The organism is Siphonobacter curvatus (genome assembly GCF_002943425.1).
Classification (GTDB): domain Bacteria; phylum Bacteroidota; class Bacteroidia; order Cytophagales; family Spirosomataceae; genus Siphonobacter; species Siphonobacter curvatus.
Genome location: NZ_PTRA01000006.1, coordinates 134829 through 152604, shown reverse-complemented (window position 1 = coordinate 152604; position 17776 = coordinate 134829). Strand labels below are relative to the sequence as shown.

At 49.3% G+C, this 17776-nt stretch carries 15 protein-coding genes; 9 read left to right on the top strand and 6 right to left on the bottom strand.

Annotated elements, in window-relative coordinates:
• Positions 1–50: 50 nt before the first annotated feature.
• The 3 genes from C5O19_RS22205 to C5O19_RS22195 all read right to left on the bottom strand — a co-directional run bounded on the left by C5O19_RS22205 (position 51) and on the right by C5O19_RS22195 (position 3949).
• Positions 51–1760 (bottom strand): tetratricopeptide repeat protein, encoded by a 1710-nt coding sequence (locus tag C5O19_RS22205; protein ID WP_133163427.1) that lies wholly within the window; start codon positions 1758–1760, stop codon positions 51–53.
• Positions 1761–2341: 581 nt separating this feature from the next.
• On the bottom strand, positions 2342–2995 hold the full coding sequence (locus tag C5O19_RS22200) for a Rossmann-fold NAD(P)-binding domain-containing protein (RefSeq protein ID WP_104715583.1): 654 nt from the start codon (positions 2993–2995) through the stop codon (positions 2342–2344).
• 30 nt (positions 2996–3025) lie between these two features.
• A complete protein-coding gene (locus tag C5O19_RS22195; protein ID WP_243406478.1) occupies positions 3026–3949 on the bottom strand; it encodes an alpha/beta hydrolase in 924 nt (307 codons plus the stop codon).
• Positions 3950–4567: 618 nt separating this feature from the next.
• On the opposite strand from C5O19_RS22195, the gene C5O19_RS22190 reads away from it, so the two are divergent.
• The 7 genes from C5O19_RS22190 to C5O19_RS22160 all read left to right on the top strand — a co-directional run bounded on the left by C5O19_RS22190 (position 4568) and on the right by C5O19_RS22160 (position 12734).
• On the top strand, positions 4568–5857 hold the full coding sequence (locus C5O19_RS22190) for a peroxiredoxin family protein (RefSeq protein ID WP_104715582.1): 1290 nt from the start codon (positions 4568–4570) through the stop codon (positions 5855–5857).
• A gap of 100 nt (positions 5858–5957) precedes the next feature.
• Positions 5958–6566 carry a YceI family protein gene (locus C5O19_RS22185; protein WP_104715581.1) on the top strand — a complete coding sequence of 203 codons (609 nt, stop codon included), beginning with the start codon at positions 5958–5960 and terminating at the stop codon, positions 6564–6566.
• 12 nt (positions 6567–6578) lie between these two features.
• Positions 6579–7052 (top strand): protein-disulfide reductase DsbD domain-containing protein, encoded by a 474-nt coding sequence (locus C5O19_RS22180; RefSeq protein WP_104715580.1) that lies wholly within the window; start codon positions 6579–6581, stop codon positions 7050–7052.
• A complete protein-coding gene (locus C5O19_RS22175; RefSeq protein WP_104715579.1) occupies positions 7049–7996 on the top strand; it encodes a cytochrome-c peroxidase in 948 nt (315 codons plus the stop codon). Before C5O19_RS22180 ends, C5O19_RS22175 begins: the two co-directional genes overlap by 4 nt.
• 71 nt (positions 7997–8067) lie before the next feature.
• Positions 8068–10818, top strand: coding sequence for a TonB-dependent receptor (locus C5O19_RS22170; RefSeq protein WP_104715578.1), 2751 nt, complete (start codon positions 8068–8070; stop codon positions 10816–10818).
• 11 nt (positions 10819–10829) lie between these two features.
• Positions 10830–11582, top strand: a complete 753-nt coding sequence (locus C5O19_RS22165) for a DUF4397 domain-containing protein (protein WP_104715577.1) — start codon at positions 10830–10832, stop codon at positions 11580–11582.
• A 30-nt stretch (positions 11583–11612) separates the two neighbouring features.
• On the top strand, positions 11613–12734 hold the full coding sequence (locus C5O19_RS22160; RefSeq protein ID WP_104715576.1) for a cysteine desulfurase family protein: 1122 nt from the start codon (positions 11613–11615) through the stop codon (positions 12732–12734).
• Between the two features lie 80 nt (positions 12735–12814).
• On the opposite strand, the gene C5O19_RS22155 is transcribed toward C5O19_RS22160, so the two are convergent.
• The 3 genes from C5O19_RS22155 to C5O19_RS22145 form a co-directional block, all read right to left on the bottom strand.
• Complete coding sequence (locus tag C5O19_RS22155; protein WP_104715575.1) at positions 12815–13924, bottom strand: pyridoxal phosphate-dependent aminotransferase; 1110 nt, start codon at positions 13922–13924, stop codon at positions 12815–12817.
• Positions 13925–13979: 55 nt separating this feature from the next.
• Positions 13980–14543 (bottom strand): biliverdin-producing heme oxygenase, encoded by a 564-nt coding sequence (locus C5O19_RS22150; RefSeq protein WP_104715574.1) that lies wholly within the window; start codon positions 14541–14543, stop codon positions 13980–13982.
• A 195-nt stretch (positions 14544–14738) separates the two neighbouring features.
• On the bottom strand, positions 14739–15644 hold the full coding sequence (locus C5O19_RS22145; protein WP_104715573.1) for a DUF1338 domain-containing protein: 906 nt from the start codon (positions 15642–15644) through the stop codon (positions 14739–14741).
• 364 nt (positions 15645–16008) lie between these two features.
• Between C5O19_RS22145 and C5O19_RS22140 the strand changes: the two genes are divergently transcribed.
• On the top strand, positions 16009–17334 hold the full coding sequence (locus C5O19_RS22140) for an MFS transporter (protein ID WP_104715572.1): 1326 nt from the start codon (positions 16009–16011) through the stop codon (positions 17332–17334).
• A 114-nt stretch (positions 17335–17448) separates the two neighbouring features.
• Positions 17449–17754, top strand: coding sequence for a helix-turn-helix domain-containing protein (locus tag C5O19_RS22135; RefSeq protein ID WP_104715571.1), 306 nt, complete (start codon positions 17449–17451; stop codon positions 17752–17754).
• Positions 17755–17776 lie beyond the last annotated feature (22 nt).

Here is a 17776-nt window from a genome sequence, read left to right as displayed (position 1 = left end):
TAAATCATGCGATTGGGTGGTATAAAGGATTGGGTTGGTTGTACTAAGAACTAAAGCGGATACAGACTTTTCTCACCGTAGCGAGCCGTTTTGGCCAGTAATGCTGCGTATTCTTTGGCTTTCGCCGCGTCGCCTTTTTTCTGGTACACTTTATACAAACCCCACAAGCCATTAGCCGAATGCGGGTGTTTTTTAAGTAATTCCTCATAGGCGTGAATCGCGTGTTCGTAGTGCTTGGCTTGCAAATGGACCTCGGCCAGACTGATCAGTACGGGACGAGCGTAGGAAGGCGGTTCGCTGTAGCCCAATTCCTCTTCCTTGATTTTTGCTTTTTCGAGTAAGGCAATGGCTTCATCCCGATGCCCCTGGGCATTTTTGATGAGCCCCTGTAATTCAAGTGAAGCCACGTTGAGGTCATTTACCCGGCGTGTATTGATGACGTCTTCTTCATTAAATTGATTCACATTCCGCCACAGCGTGGCATCAAGGGCATCGACGTACTTCTGGGCCTCTTCCACCTTGTTTCGGCGTATCGCGTCCATACCCGCCGCGAAGTAGTATAGCCCGTCTTTGTAAGCCATTGCTTTCACCGAATACAGACTATCGCGGGGTGAAATGGCCTGCAAGCGTTTGGCAGCCCGGTCGTAGTAGCCAAAACAGATTTCCATTTTCACGGGAGCCAGAATACCCTGATAGAAAAACCGGCCTTCGTACTTGCGTTTCCGCTCTTTGGAAGCGGGCATATTCTGTAGTTTCTCGGCGTAATATAGGGCCGTCGCATAACGTCCGTCTTCGGCACAGTTGGCCAGTAAGTAATTGATATTGTGGATATAATTCCAGGCATCGACTTCCTGAATACCCTGTTTTTTCATGTAAACGGAATCGACGGCAACGGAAGCTTTAAACGTATCGAAGGCTTTCTGATACTCCCCCAGCTTGTAGTACACGTGGCCCGGCATGTGTACCAAGTGACTCGAGGCGGGTCCTAGTTTGGGCAGTACTTCGCAGCTTTCGAGGGCTTCGGCCGGGCAACAATTTTCTTTGAGGTGAATCCAGTAATGATGGGCTCCGGCATTATCAGGGTGGGATTTAAGGACATCCCGGAGCAGATATTCAGCGTACATCGTGCCCTCCCGCGGATTGAGTTTCAGATCGTAGCCGCTCATTTTGCTCAGGGCTAAAAAGAGTTTTGCGTCTACATCTTCCGGGTATTCATGAACGAGTAACTCCAGGATTCGCTCGTATTCTTTTTTTCCGCTGGCTCCCGGTACATCGCGGGCCAGGACGGCCTCCGCGTAGCGTCTTTCGTGCGGATTTGCCTTGGCTTTCAGTTCTTTCAGTTTTCTCACCGCCCGGATACGGTCGGCAGCAAAATCATCCCCTTCCATCGAACCAATGGCACTGTAAATACCCCAGTACGGCATAATAGCGGTGGAGTCCTGACGGGAAGCTTCTTTAAAGGCCCGGTACGCTTCAAAATCCCAAAAGCTGTGAAGCAGAGCAACGCCCTGACTAAAATACCGTTGGGTCAGCGGATTTTTGGTTTGAATGCTCAGGTCGGAAGTCCCAATGCCCGTCATAATTTCCGGAGCAGGCAGGTTATGAATATATACTGTTTCTTTTCGGTACTCCTGAATATGGACCAGGTGATCGTGATTCATCGTTCGACCTTCGGGATCGTGATGATGGTCATCGTGGTACACACGTTGGCTGAAGGCTGGTATAGAAAGTAGACACAGAGCAAATAAAGAGCGTTTCATAGGGAAGCAGACGGGATAGGTACAAGTGAACCAAAAGAACTTGTACAGCGGATAGTTACAAATCCGCATCAAATATATATTTACTCTATATAATTAGTATACTATTTGTGAGAAATTTTAAAATTGATGATTTGTTTTATAGTAATGAAAGTTCTGTTTTAGATAGATCCATCTTCGTCCCACAGGCACAGCTGGTTATGTAGTCCGTATGCATTCCATGCGGGGCATCCCATGCCGGCACGCCCGCCGCTCACTCCTCTTGCTCAGTCCCACCGCATTGCCGAGGGGGCCCCATGGAATGGTTGGCGGCTTCAGTCCCAGAATGGAATTCCGGCATGGGATGCCCCGCATGGAATGCGATAGGCCGGGACCTGGATGTATGGCGTCCGTGCAGAGTTTTGATTGTAATAACTTAAAACGGTTAACTACTATCAAAAGATGAAAACCTTTCCTGCCAGTAAGAAGTGCTAAACTCCGTCTAGGTGAATAACGGAACGTTCAAAGAGCAGTACTTCCTCCAACCTATAATAAATACTCGCCAGCCGTTTGTTTTTATACGTTTCAGCTTTTCCCATGTCTACTTACGTTCGTGCCAGTGTTACGATGTCTTTCACTTCCAGTACTGCCTTGGGATAACCTTTTTGAGCGGCGTGAATCATGGCCTGCCCTACTTCTTCCAGCGTACAGAAGCCCCCGGGAAACAGGGCTCGCCCCAGCGGGTAGACCCAGGCAATCCATTTATAAAAACTTTTTACATTTTTCTGGCCGGGCACCGCTTTCATAAAACCAGGACGAAACATATATGCTTTGGGAAACAAACGCATTAAGGCACTTTCGGTGGCTCCCTTCACCCGAGCCCAGGCGATGCGACCCTGCTCATTTGTTCCCGCCCCGGTAACGTAACAAAAGGTCAGATCCGAATTGTATTGAGCGACCGTCTGGGCGAAATGGAGCGTCAGATCGTAAGTAGTTCGCCTGTACTCTTCCTGACTCATACCGACCGACGATACGCCTAGACAGAAATAACAGGCATTGAAACCGGCCAGTTGCGAAGCAATGGGTTGCAGATTGAAGAAATCCTTATGGATGATTTCTTTCAGTTTAGGATGGGATAAGCCCCCTGGCTTCCGGTTGATCACCAGCACCTGCTCAACGTCGGGATGCTTCAGGCATTCGAACAGTACCCCTTCGCCTACCATACCCGTAGCTCCAGTAATGATTGCTTTGATTTTCATCGCGGTGATGGTTTAAATTGGAGTAAACGTTTATTGAACCCAACCATTCTTTTTCATCCAGCCAAAGAGTGGCTGCATCCATTCTTCCGTAGGTAATTTGAGTACAAAACCGTGATTTCCTGTCGGATACAGGTGCATTTCAGCGGGGACGCGATGATGCCGTAAAGCTTCATAAAAAACGATACTATTGTCTACATCCACCACTTTGTCGTCACCAGTATGCGTCAGGTATGTCGGTGGCGTCTGATCCGTCACGTGCCGTTCGTTAGAAAATCGCTCGATGAGTTCCTGGCTCGGCTTTTCGCCCAATAAGCTCGTACGGGATCCTTGGTGAGCCAGCGTTTCACTCATCGAAATAACGGGATAAATCAGAATCATGAAATCGGGCCGCAGACTAACACGACCGGGGTTTTCAATCACGGGCGTATTAAATTTGGTTCCTGCTGTAGAAGCCAGGTGGCCACCCGCAGAGAAACCCATAATGCCTATACGATCGGATTGCAGTTGCCATTCCTTAGCCCGTTCGCGTACCAGCCGAATGGCTTGCTGAGCGTCCTGCAGGGGCCCAATACTTTTATCGACCATGATCGAATCGCTGGGCAGGCGATACTTCACAACGAAGGCGGCTATACCATGCTTCACGAAGGTTTCGGCAATTTTTACGCCTTCGCCATTATAACTCTCTGACACATAACCGCCACCGGGATAGATGACGACGCCCGTACCCGTCGGATTTTCTTTGGGTAAAAAGATTGTTAGCGTGGGTTGAGATACTTTGCGGTATCCTTGAACCCGACCGCCGGGTTCGGCATTAACGATTTCCTTCATGGCGTAGGCTTTCGCGTTCGGAATGGCCCCTGAATACAGAGGAATGACTTGCTGAGCCTGCGTTGGTAGTAGTGCAGCTAGCGAAAGGACCAGCATTGGCAGGGCCACTTTCCAGAGGTAAGACATAACGTTAGAGGTTCATATGACGGACTAAAGATAGGGAATGCTGTGGAATGCCATTGAAAAACCGTTATCCTGAACTATCCTGTACCTTGCCTTTAGTATCAAGTTTATGATCACACCTTCTAAATCAGTTGATTTCGGCTAAACGTTTCTTAGTATTTATATACTATGCCACTCCTTTTCATTCTAGGTAAGTATCTAAAAATAAGCACATTATTCATCAGAGGCAAAAACTTAACACCTATTAGTCTATAAATTCTATAGATTTATTTGGATATGTAAATTTGGGTACTCTATCTTTGCAGAGTCGTCATCAATTACTTCCCTGCAAAAGTAGTTGCGGCTTATAGAAAAATGAAGAAAGGAGTGGGCTATCGCTACTACGTTTCTAACTAGAATCGGACGAGGCGGCCCAGGTCAGTACCAACTATAAACCCAACAACGTCGTTATGACACCGTTTACTAGCACCTGCTGCTGTTGTTAAATTAAGTACATCCAACCCTTCCTATCTTGGAAGTTTGTTTACCTCGGCCCTGCCTGCACCGCTGTAAACGTACTTCCTTCCCGTACCGGCTTTTGGCCGTACTCTGCTCAACTGTTCACCACCAATTTCATCTCACATGAAAAAGAATGCCATTTCTTTGCTGAAAGGGACTGCCCTTACCTTGTCCGTACTCAGTGGTTTCACTTCGCAGGCTCAACAAACGCTTTTCCCCAAAGAAGGAGTTTGGCGGGGAGTATTTACCATCAACGAACAGAAAGTACCTTTTAATTTCGAAGTAAAAGGGCACGAAGCGGAAGATGCGACCTTCTCGCTCATCAACGGTACCCGCCGGGATCACTTCCACGTCAAGCAAACGGCTCCCGATTCATTGTTCATCAAAATGAATACCTACGATGCTGCTCTGGTGGCCAAGGTACATCCCGACGGACACCTGACGGGCGAATATCGTAGTCTGGTACCGAGTTTGCGGGGAAATTCACTACCCTTCACGGCCGAATACGGAAAAACCTATCGCTTCGTAGAACCAGGCAAAGACATTGCTCCAACGGCCAATCTTTCCGGCAAATGGGAGATTAAACTCATTAGTAAAGAGCCCGTAGCTAATCAGGTAGCACTACTTGAGCAGAAAGGAAACAAACTCACGGGCGTAATCATGACCGTGGTGGGCGATTCTCGAGAACTGGAAGGGACCGTTCAGGGCAATGAATTTGTCCTTTCCGGATTCACGGGCCCGAATCCAGTATTGATCAAAGGAAAAATCAATGAAGACAAAACCCTGTCGGCTGAAATCGACCGGGGATTGTACGTGACCCAAAAGCTGGAGTGGACGAAAAACAAAAAAGCCGAGTTGCCTGATCCCTATGCCCTTACGCAACTCAAAGAAGGACAAAACAAGCTTGATTTCGAGTTTCCGGACCTGAACGGGAAAACCGTTAAACTGAGCGATCCTAAATACAAAGGCAAGGTCGTAATTGTCGAAATCATCGGTACTTGGTGCCCCAACTGCACCGACCAGACGGCCTTCTTATCACCCTGGTTCAAGGCGAACAAACACCGCGGCGTTGAAGCCATTGCTGTAGGTTTTGAACAGAAAGACGACCTCAATTACGCCAAATATACCCTAGGCAAACTCAAGGAAAAGTATGGCATTGAGTATGACATCCTTTTCGGGGGTCTGGCGGACAAGAAACTAGCCTCGGAAAAATTTGCGGCCCTCAATAAAATGATGGCCTTCCCGACGACCATCATCATCGGAAGGGATGGTACCGTTAAACAAATTCATACGGGTTACACGGGCGAAATCACCGGAAAATACTACAAAAGCTACGTCAAAAAGTGGAATAAGGACCTCGACAAATACATTGCCGAAGAAGCTCCCGCTACCCGTGACGTAGCGGCCCGCTAATCCTTTGGTCAAAGTTGATTTGCCATGATTTCGAGTACCGGGTACTTTATCCGGTACTCCTTTCACCACGCAACGTTTCACATTCCATCTCATCTTTCTCATGAAAAAAATACTCGCTCTGCTGGCCCTAACATCGCTGGCGTTTACAAAACCACAGGCTACGGTTTCTTACAAAGTCGATACGCAAAAAAGTACGGTTGTCTGGAAAGGCAAAAAAGTAACCGGTGAACATTTCGGAAACGTAAGCCTCAGCAGCGGAACCCTGACGGCCGAAAATGGAAAACTCAAAGGCGGTACTTTCGAAACGGATCTGCGTACCCTGACCGTCACGGATTTAAAGGAACAGGAGTATAACCAAAAGCTGGTAAACCACCTGAAAGGTGATGATTTCTTTGCGGTGGATAAACACCCCAAATCAACTTTCGTGATTACCTCCGTTACACCACAGTCGGGCAATCAGGTGCAGGTGAAAGGCAAACTGACCATCAAGGGGATTACGAAAGAAGTTAGCTTCCCCGCAACCGTAAAAGCCGACAAAGCTCAGTTGACGGCTACAGCCAAAATTCCCGTGGACCGCACGCAATATGACATTAAATTCCGATCAACCAATTTCTTCGAAAATCTGGGTGACAAAGCCATCCACAACGATTTCGAGCTGGATATCAATCTGGTAGCCAACGCCACCGGTTCAGCAACCGCCAGTCGCTAACCACCTACCAAGATGAAAAAAGTATGGACTGGGCTAGCCCTTTTTCTGGCTAGCGTGACTTTACTATGGGCTCAGGAAAACAAGCAGATTACGTGGGAATACCACCTTTCCAAAACGGCCCTTCAACCCGGCGACGAGGTGGATTTGATCCTGACCGCTAAGGTAGAAAAAGGCTGGCTGCTGTACTCTTCGGATTTTGTGGCGGATGTGGGGCCCCAACCTACGGCTTTTGAATTTGTATCGAATGGTACCTTCTCCCCCGTAGGTCCGGTCGTACCGGTAGACCCCCTGACAAAAAAGGACAAAACCTGGGATCTGGACGTTTCCTATTTTACGAAACGGGCGGAATTTAGGCAGAAAGTCCGCATCGATAAACTCGATTATTTTTTCACGGGATACATTACCGGACAGGTTTGTCACGAAAAAAAGGGCTTATGCGTTCCTTTCCGGCAGGCGTTTAACTTTGATCCCCGTAATGCCCAATGAAAGCCCTATTGCTCGCACTAGGGGGGCTTTCGTTACTCGTGTTAAACTTCAGTTTTACGTATACGGAAGAACCCCTTACAAAAGTTGGACTGGGTAAAAAGCTCTTTTTTGACCCTATTCTTTCCGAAGATCGTACCATCAGCTGTGCTTCCTGTCACAAACCTGAATTTGCCTTTGCCGATACCTTGTCCTTCAGTCTAGGCGTCCATCAGCGACCCGGCGAACGGAATACGCCTTCGGCGATGAACTTGGCAGGTCGGTTGCAACTCTTTTGGGATGGGCGGGCATCGTCTTTAGAAATGCAGGCTCTGGAGCCGATCGCCAACCCAACTGAAATGAACTTGCCCATCGCCGAAGCCGTATCCCGCCTTAATGGCGACAAAGCTTACGCAAAGGCTTTTCGAAAACTCTATAAAACAGAGGTGACAGCGGCCCAGCTGGGGGAAGTACTGGCGGCTTACGAACGAACATTGGAAACCAGCAACACACCCTATGATCGCTATATCAACGGCGATGACGGAGCCATGTCTGCTGCCGCCGTTCGGGGTCGAAATCTGTTTATTGGGAAGGCTAACTGTGCTAACTGTCATTCTGGCGAAGATTTTACGGCCGATCGCTTTAAAAACATCGGACTCTTCGACGGCAAGACGCTTATTGATCAAGGCCGATTTAAAATTGTAAAGGATAGTACTTACCTCGGTCATTTCAAAGTACCGGGCCTACGCAACGTGGCGTTGACGGCTCCGTATATGCACAATGGTATGTTCAAAACCTTACGGGAAGTGATCCAGTACTACAATCACCCCGATCAATTTATTAAAAACGGTTTTAATCGAGATCCTTCACTCAATACACCCCTGAACCTAAGTGAAGCGGAGATGAACGATCTGGAAGCGTTTTTACACGCCTTAACAGACGATCAATTCCTAACCCGCAATAAGTAACCCGAACCGAATATGGTTCGGGTTTTCTTTAACTAATTAAACTATTAAATCTATATACTAAGTATATTTATATGAAGCATTTGTTTTACCTGAGCTTATTCTTGCTGGTAAGTGTTGGGCTTCGGGCTCAGCAACGAATTTTGTCCGGTAATGTCGTTTCCGCGACCGAAAACGCTCCCGTTTCCGGAGCTTCAGTATACGTTAAAGGAACGAATACGGGGACCCTAACCGATACACAGGGGAATTTCAAACTTTCCATTAGTAAAGGTTCTACGCTAGTCGTTTCGGCCATTGGTTTTCAAAGTCAGGAAATTTTGCTGAGTAACCAAAACTCGTTGAACGTTCGCTTAGAAGCCGCTGCCAATCAGTTGGGTGAAATTGAGGTCGTCGGTTCGAGAAACGCCAGTCGTACCCGCACCGATTCCCCCGTTGCAGTGGACGTCATCGACCTCAAACCTTTAAAAGAATCGGCTCCGCAGGTGAGTATTACACAGTTGCTGCAATACGTATCGCCCTCTTTTCATTCCGTAAATGGCAGCAACGCCGGAGATGCGGGTTCAGCACTCAACCTGTCTCAATTACGAGGCCTGGGAGTCGATCAGGTACTGGTGCTGGTCAACGGCAAACGTCGTCATAAAAGCTCGAATGTCAACTGGGGCGGCCTTGGTAATGGGGCTACGGGCTATGATCTTAACTCCATTCCTACGGGGGCAATTGAACGGGTAGAAATCCTGCGGGACGGAGCGGCCGCCCAGTATGGATCGGATGCCATTGCCGGAGTGATCAACCTTGTGCTACGAAAAAGTACGGACGAGCTGACGGCCACCTCCACCCTCAGCACCCGCCGTCGCGGCGATGGAGCAACCAGTCGGACCAGTGCCAATTACGGTTTCGCGTTAGGCAACCGGGGTGGATTTTTCAACGCTACGGCCGAATTCGCCACGCAGGGTATTTCTCTGACTCCCGGACGGAATGACGCGGGTTTGTACAATGGTCCTATTTACGGTGGTGGAGCCAATACGCGAGCGTATGACGCAATTTACACGAAGGAAATTGATGAAGCCCTTCTGGCCAAACGCGGAATCGACCGTCATTTTTTCGACCAGCGGGGCGGTGGTTCCAATAAGGCGAAAGATGCATTGCTCTTTTTCAATGCGGCCGTACCCTTAAAAGAAGAAGCCGAAATCTATGCTTTTGGTGGAATCAGTCACCGGAACTCGCAGTTTACGGCCGTGTATCGCTTGCCCGGCTGGACGGAGCGTACCAACTCCTTTCTGTATCCCGACGGCTTTCTGCCCGCCATGGACAACATCATTACGGATAAATCCTTAACGCTAGGCATCAAAGGCAAAATTCATAACTGGAACGTGGATGTTTCGAACGTATACGGCAAAAACGATTTCGGCAACGTGATTACCAACTCCATTAATGCCAGTTTAGGTTTAAAAAGCCCTACAAGCTTTGATGCCGGAAAGTACAATGCGAGCCAGAATACGGCTAGTCTGGACATCAGTCGCTATTTTGACCGAGTATTGAAAGGATTGAACGTAGCCTTTGGGGCTCAGTACCGGGTGGAAACCTATCAGATTATCGCCGGGGAAGAGGCTTCTTACAGCAAGGCTGACTTACGAACCATTTACGACCTGGACACCACGACAGCGGGAATTCCGTTCCTGAACAATGCGGGCAGTGTAGCCTTAAACGGCCTCTCCCCTGGTTCTCAGATTCACGCGGGTTTTCGTCCGGCCAATGAAGTCAACGTCAACCGTTCCATTTCTGCCGGATACGTGGATTTGGAAGCTAACCTGACTACGGCCTGGCTGCTTTCGGGAGCATTCCGGGTGGAGAATTTCTCGGATTTTGGAAATGTGACGACTTACAAAGTAGCCACCCGTTACAAATTCGCCGACTGGCTGAATATTCGTGGATCGTATAATACCGGTTTTCGGGCTCCGGATTTAGCTCAGTTTTATTATACGGAAACCTCCACTAGTTTTCAACAGGGGCGGGCGATTGATCAGGTTACGGCTTCCAACAAAAGTGCCGCTACCCGGGCCCTGGGTTTCCCTAGCCTGACGCCCGAAAAATCGAAAGGCTATACCATCGGCTTTACTTCACAACCAGTACGAAAGGTAGAATTGACCGCCGATGCCTACTGGGTAGACGTTGACAATCGCGTGGGAAATACCGGAAACTTTTCCGCCACGGATACCAACTTACCTTTGGAAGTTCGAAACCTGTTTGTACAGACGGGTACGACTCAGGCGAAATTTTTCTATAACTCGTTTAGTACCCGAACCAAAGGCCTGGAGTTTACGGGCAGTTACAAAACGCCGTTTCGTGGCGGCCAGCTAACCTTTCTGGTGGGAGGAAACTTTGTATCAAACGAGGTGACGAAGGTGAATACGCCGAAAGGACTAGAAGCGTATCGCTACATCATTTTCAACGAAGGCGAAAAAGCCCGGGTCACTTCCAATATTCCAAGTCAGAAAGTAACCATTCAGGCGTTTTTTCACCAGGGTCGCTTCAACTACCTGCTGCGTACGGTGTATTTCGGCTCCGTCACGACGGCAGCGGCCCAGAATGCCACCTTCCCAAAACCTGATTATTTTTTCCAGAAATTGAATCCGATCTGGGTAACGGACCTGTCGTTTGGTTACCGCCTTACATCAGCCATTCAGGTTACGGCGGGGGTTAATAATCTCTTCGACATACTCGGCGATTACACCCAGGTTCCTAGTCTTCGAAACCCTACGGTGGTAGGCATTCAAAACGGTAGTGCGGGTATACAACCATTTGCCCGCCTCTCCGCCATCTTTTAATCGCATTTCCTATGAAAAAAATCTTTATATGGGCAGGTCTGGCCGGGCTGCTTTCGCTCGTCGGCTGTACGAAAGCCGATTACCTGGATATTCATGCTTCCGAACGTCCCTCGCTGGCAGCTTATGTCCGTTTTGTAAATGCCCGTGCCTCGGCAAGCCCCGTCCATTTCTGGACTTTCACGAACCAAGTCACCACCAAACCACTCGCGACGGGAGAGGCTTCGGCTTACCTGCCCACGGTGTACGGCAATGTGCAGTTCAACCTGACCGAAGGATCAGGTACCAGTTATAAAGTTTCCCAGCAGTTTGGCAATAGTGCTGCGTTTACGGGTTCAGGTGGTCCGAATGGTCCGATTCCGGATTATTACCATACGGTTTTTGCTGTTCGTAAAAATCGAAGTGTCGGTGATTCGCTCATTCTCTTTTACGATAATCTGGCCACGCCGCCAGCGGGTAAAGCTAAACTACGCTTTGTCAATCTTTCACCCGATCTGGGGGCCCTTTCACTGACGGGAGGCGATGTCTTGCTGCGGGACGTACCTTATGGCCGGGCCGCCAACTCCGCCCTCTCCGGCGAAACCCTCAGTGCTTATACGTTAGGACCTTTCGTGGAAGTCAACGCGGGTACAAAAACCCTGAATCTGAGTGATGCAGCGGGCAAACCGTTACTCTCTGCGGCTTCCGTTGCTTTACAGGAAGGTAAAATCTATACAGTCTTTACACAGGGCTCGCCGCTACGGCTGGTAAGTATTGTCCATAATTAACTACGTTCACACTTCATCCCAACCAACGCCATGAATCATTACTTCAACCATGCGGCCCGTACGCCGTTATCGCCTGCGGTTCAGGAGGCTCTATTGCTTTACCAGAGCGAGCGGTCGGCTACGGAGCGAGATCGGCTCATTGGCATCTATCGCCAGCATATTGCCGAATTATTACAGATAATGCCTGCTCAGGTTCACTTTACTACCGGCGGTACGGAAGCGAATAAACGAGCCCTGCAGTACAGCTTCTCGGAGACTACGGTTCGGCATGTCATTACTTCCCGACTCGAACACCCCTCTGTACTGCGTCCACTGGAGCAACTCGAACAGCGGGGACTTATTCGGATACATTATACGGCTCTGGATGAACAGGGGCGGGTAATTTTACCCGACCTGATCCGGCTGTTACAAATATACCCGCAAAGTCTGCTCAGCCTGATGCACGGGAATGATGAAACCGGACATGTACTCGACCTAGACGTTATTGCCTCCGTTAGTCAGCGGTACCGGACACTTTTTCACAGCGATACGGCCCAGACCGTCGGTAAACTTTCAGTTCCACTGGGTATACTGGATTTTGCGACAGCCTCGGCGGCGAAATTTGGTGGGCCCGAAGGAATTGGATTGTTACTGACGGCTCCCAACCAAAGAGGCAGTACCCGAGTGGCTATTCCGGAGAATGTACTGGCCACCGAAAATCTGGCGGGAATTGTGGGGATGACGAAAGCCCTGGAGCTTTCGCTGGCCCAGCAGGCCAGCCGCATGAAGTATTTAAATGACCTGAAAAGTTATTTTATTTACGAACTGACCCGACTCTTTCCGGCCACCCCTTTTCTGGGCCCCAGTCGCAGTTTAACCCAATGTTTACCCGGCCTGTTGCACGTCTCATTTCCGCCGCTTGCTTCGGGAGTGTCGTTGCTTCGTACGCTTCAACAGCGAGGCATTACTGCCGCTAATGGACACATTGACTGGAGCAAACCCGCGAACTTACGCCGGGAATTTACGGCCAATTTCTCACCGGAAACCATTCGTTTTTCTATGGGACCAGACAATACATTTCAGGAAATTCATTCAGTCATCCGTATTCTACGGGAAGTCTATCAGGAGCAGTCTGTTCTACCTTCAGCCTCCCTGCATTACCACGTCTTCTGACCTTACCTCACTCCGTCAGGGGCGATTCTGTATTGAAGCAAACGGTTACAGAAAAGCTGCGAAGCGTATTCGCAGCTTTTTTATCTATTGGGCTTTGCCACGATTCGTTTCAAGACCGCCTGAGCTTTTGAATTTTCTTCCGGTAACCCAATCGTAATTCGTACCCAGGTCGCATACGGAGCAAATGCCCGGCCAATGCGGAGGCCCGCCTTTCGGAAAGCATCTTCCACTTCCGCGTAAGGTTTACCCGTATCAAAATACACAAAATTAGCTTGCGAATCAGTATGGGGCAGTTTAAGTTCATCCAGAAGCTTTGTCCATCGCTGCCGCTCGCTTTGAATAGCCTGCGTGACGCGGGGCAAGTACGAGCGATCTTCCAGCGAGGCCAGAGCCGCCACTACCGAAAGTCGATTCAGGTCATGGACATTGCCCAAACCCTGATTTTTTAAATAGGCGGCTAAACTCGGAGTGGTTACGGCATAACCAATCGAGAGTCCTGTCAGACCGTAGGCCTTGGCGAAGGTTCGAAAAACCAGCACATTGTCCCCTTCACGAAGGTTATTTACGGCTGTACGTCCCTGAAAGTCATCCGTAAATTCCAGGTAAGCTTCATCCACAATGACTAGGGCACGGCTAGATACCTCGTGAATAAAATCATGAAACATTTTTCGCTCCGTCACCGTACCGGAAGGATTGTGGGGATTGACCAGAAATACGGCCTGCGTGCGTTCCGTCAGTTCCTGTCGGAACGCCGCCAGATCGTTGCTTTTATTTGCATTCAAAGGCACCGCAACTACTTTTCCCCCCACCCGGGCGGCGGCATTCACCAGAGCCGGATAGCCCGGCACGGCATACATAAACTCCCCGCCCGCTCCACCTTTCAGGCCGAGGTAAATCCCCAGTTGCTCAAGTATTTCGCCGGTAATAATCTGTTCAGGAGAAACCCCTTCCCGTCTGGCAATGGCCTCTACCAGAGCCTTACCTTCGTCGCCCGTGTACCGACTCAATCGACCCTTTTCGGCCTCCAGTCGCGAGAATACGCCGGGAGCAGGACCGTAAGGATTTTCATTCAGCGAAAGCGTAATTTCGCTCGGCTGCGATTGAGCCAATGACGCAAAGGACAAGGCTAACAGAGCCAGCGAATAGCCAAAATCAGTAAACGGATTGGAAATCCTGAAAGGGACCTTCATGCGGCACACGGATAGATACGTTTCGAGTCATACGCCCGTTATTTACTCACCGACTTTATTCGGTTACGCGATTTTCGACAAATACGTCACCGAAACGCGTAAAGGTTTCGTTTGCCGCAGCGACGGCTTGGGCTTCATCCGCTTCGGTACGGCCCTGAGCGTTGAGCACTTCTGTAAAGGTTTTCCACATACTTCCCGTAGCGGGTCCATACCCCGAAAAAAAGGAAATTCCTTCCGTAATGCCCACTTTTTCCAGCATTTTCACGATAATACTACCCCCCATGATAGAACCTTCCATGACGTACAAAGCTCCTAGGGCCTCTACCGTCGTCGCGATGGTCGGGGCCGTAGCAGCGGGTAAGTCGTCACTCGTACTGCCCAGGGTTTCCAGATCCGCCTTCAGAAAGGAGGCGTGGCGACGTTGTGCGTAATCGGGTAGTACCTGCGGCGTAATATAGGGAGCGATGGCCTGTTCAACCGCGTGAAAGTAGGCGTAGAAATGCTTCAAAAAATCAGCGTAATCGGCTTTGTTCGTGATGGCTTTCAACCGCTGAACGACCTGTTTTTCAAGTTGCTGATGGGAGGTGCGGGTATCTTCTTTCAGAATAAGACTTAACATTCTTCGTATACGTTCATGCAAATCGAAGGATAACTTAAGCGTTCCTTCGAATAAAGTTCTTACCCAGTAACCGCTTTCTTGCCCCAAAGGTTGCAAGGGTACGAACTTCCAAAACGAAAACGTCCTTTTTAAAGCTTCGTTATTTACCCAGACGAAGTTGGGTCCTTTAAATACGGCCGAAGAATAGTCCTAAAATTACCGTTTCGTCATTTCAAAAAGATTGGTAGCCTGATCTCCCAGAAAACCCTCAAACCAGACTCCATTTTCCTGACCCCGCTCGGCCAGTTCGTAGTAGGCATAACTCCAGCGGAGGGTTCCTGTACTTCCATCGGCTTCGGTTACGGGACAATCCTCGTCGACGGCCTGCGTCGACGACTGGCGTAATTTACTGCCCCGCTCTCCTTCGATTTGACTTTTCATCGGAATGCCCGCGGCTTGTAAACCCGCTATGGTTGTTTCCAGATCGGGCCATTCAGGAACCTGCTGAAAGTTAATGTAAGCCGTGAAGTGATTGACCGCATTCCCGTGCAGCAGGGTCCAGGCCGCAAACTGCGATTCTTCGTTTAAAGCCAAAACCGTATCGCGAGGTGGAGCCGGCCAGGGTCGCGTAAAGAAATTTTCCAGGGCTGATACCAGCGTTACCGCCGATTCATCTTCAAGCTCCTGCTGATCTTTTAATCGCTGTAATGATTCCCGCGGGGTGCCCGCCAGCAAATCCGGCGTATGAGCAACGGCCTCCGAAAGTAATTGCTGAGCCCGCCCGGAAAGTTGGGTTACGTCGAGTTGCGTGACAAAAAACTTGGGAAAGTGAGCCTCCGTGGGGTGCTGGTAATGCCAGGAATTCAGGTGTTTGGTCGGAAAAGCGTACGGACTTATTTTCTGGTATCCCAAACATTCCAGAATAAAACCAATGGCTTCTAATCCGGGTGTTTGTTCGCCCGTACGCGTGTTGAACGTCCGGAACGCACAGTGATCATTGACGACCTGACCTCCTTTTTCAAGAACTAATGCTGCGTAACGTCGGGCATAAGGTACGCGTTGCTGGTACCGTTCCCAGAGGCGGTCAAGCAACTGTTGGGTGATGGAAGATGGAGAAGTCATGGAAATGGGTGCTTTTATTTTAGTGTACGTTTCGTCCCCGGAAACGGTTGCTTTTTAATCCGAATACTGTACTAGCCAGCCAGTAATGCGGATAAAAATGGTGTATTAAAGGCGACGTAGCTAATGCTCAATTAAAAGGAAAGGTATAAAAGATTCCGTATGCTTGGTCAATGGTTACATTATCCTCACTAATCAATTTAAAGTCAAGTTAAATCCAGATGCTTTTATTCCGCAACTGACGGAACGGATCGTTTGACATTCCCGTAAGAAAAATAGTCGCGATCGGCCCTGCCGTTTGGCGGAAATCCCCGCTTGCTCTTGCCCGGATTGCTTTACCTTTGCCCACTCTAAATGCATATACGGCATGAATACCTCCGAGTCAAAAGAATCTGAACAGCCCCTCCAAAACAAGACCTTTCTAGCCGTTCTGATCAATACTCTGGCGGCTTCATTAACCAATAATTTTGTCTGGTTTGCCCTGACCTTCTGGGTATATCTGGAAACGAAATCCGTATTAACCACTTCCATCATGGCAGGAGTTTATTCGGGAACAGTCGCCGTTACGGGCTTTTTCCTGGGTACACTCGTAGATCGTTACCCCAAGAAGCTAGCCATGCTCCTTTCGAGTAGCAGTTCGCTGTTGCTGTATGTCGTGGCCGCGGGCATTTACCTTTCTACCGCCGAGACAACGTTCCGGAATCCCGGCAGCTGGCAACTCTGGATGTTTATTACGCTGGCTTTGATTGGGGCTATTGCTGGAAACCTCCGCAGCATTGCCCTTTCCACCCTGGTCACCATTCTTCTTCCCGAATCTCAACGTGACAAAGCCAATGGGATGGTAGGGACGGCCAATGGCGTATCGTTCCTGGCCGCTTCCATTTTTAGTGGCCTGGTAATTGGCTTTCTAGGGATGTTCTGGACGCTCATACTGGCCATTGGCCTGACGTTACTGGTGGTCTTCCATCTCACTACCCTTTCTATTCAGGAACTTACCCACGTGCATAGCGAAGCTCCGCCGGTCAGTTTTAACGTTCGTCATACCATTGCTATCATTCAGGAAATCCCCGGTTTATTCGGGCTGATCTTTTTCAACTGCTTTAATAACTTTCTGGGCGGCGTATTCATGTCCCTGATGGATGCCTACGGACTGTCGCTGGTGTCGGTACAGGTTTGGGGCATCCTCTGGGGTTTCCTGAGTCTGGGTTTTATTATTGGTGGACTCATTGTTGCTCGTCAGGGCCTCGGTGGCAAGCCGTTACGTACGCTATTTCTCACCAATCTGATCATGTGGTTTGTCTGCATTTTCTTTACGTTGCATGCTTCGATTGTACTGCTAAGCGTCGGACTTCTAATCTACATGTGTCTGATTCCCGTAGTAGAAGCCGCCGAACAGACCATTGTACAGAAGGTGATTCCGCCCGATCGACTGGGGCGGGTGTTTGGCTTTTCTCAGAGTCTGGAACAGGCCGCTTCACCGATTACGGCCCTACTGATCGGTCCCATTGCCCAGTACATTTTTATTCCTTTCATGACTACCGGAGCGGGCGTTCAGTGGCTCGGATCCTGGTTTGGTACCGGCTCGGACCGTGGCTTAGCCCTTTTATTCACCCTCACGGGGATCATCGGCTTTATCGTTACCCTGCTGGCAATGCGATCCCGGGCTTATCACACGCTGGCTTCGCACTATTGAGTTATCCATGCGTATGACGTCTTCTTCCGGCTCTCCCCGCCTGTGGTTATTTGCGGGCATTCTCTGTATCAGTATCTATCCGATTCTAATTCGGGTGAAGTTTATTCTCTACTTATGCATCTATTACCTGTTATCACGCTTGTTACTCTACAGCCATCCCACCATCAGGCCTTAATCACGCAAGCCGTCGAGCAGGCTCTTCAGAAATTTCAACAAACCCTACCGACCCGTCAGGAAGTTTTCACCAAAACAGAAGCAGCCGAATTCCTTAGACTCCATTCTGCAAACGCGAAGCCCAATCCCCAGGCGATAGACCGGTTAAGACGGGAAGGAAAACTTGAATCTGTAGAAGATGCCAAGACCGTACGCATTACTAGGAAGGCTTTAGAGAAATATCTGGAAGAATTTAAGTCTGTTTGATAAGGGTGCTTGATCTCTCCGA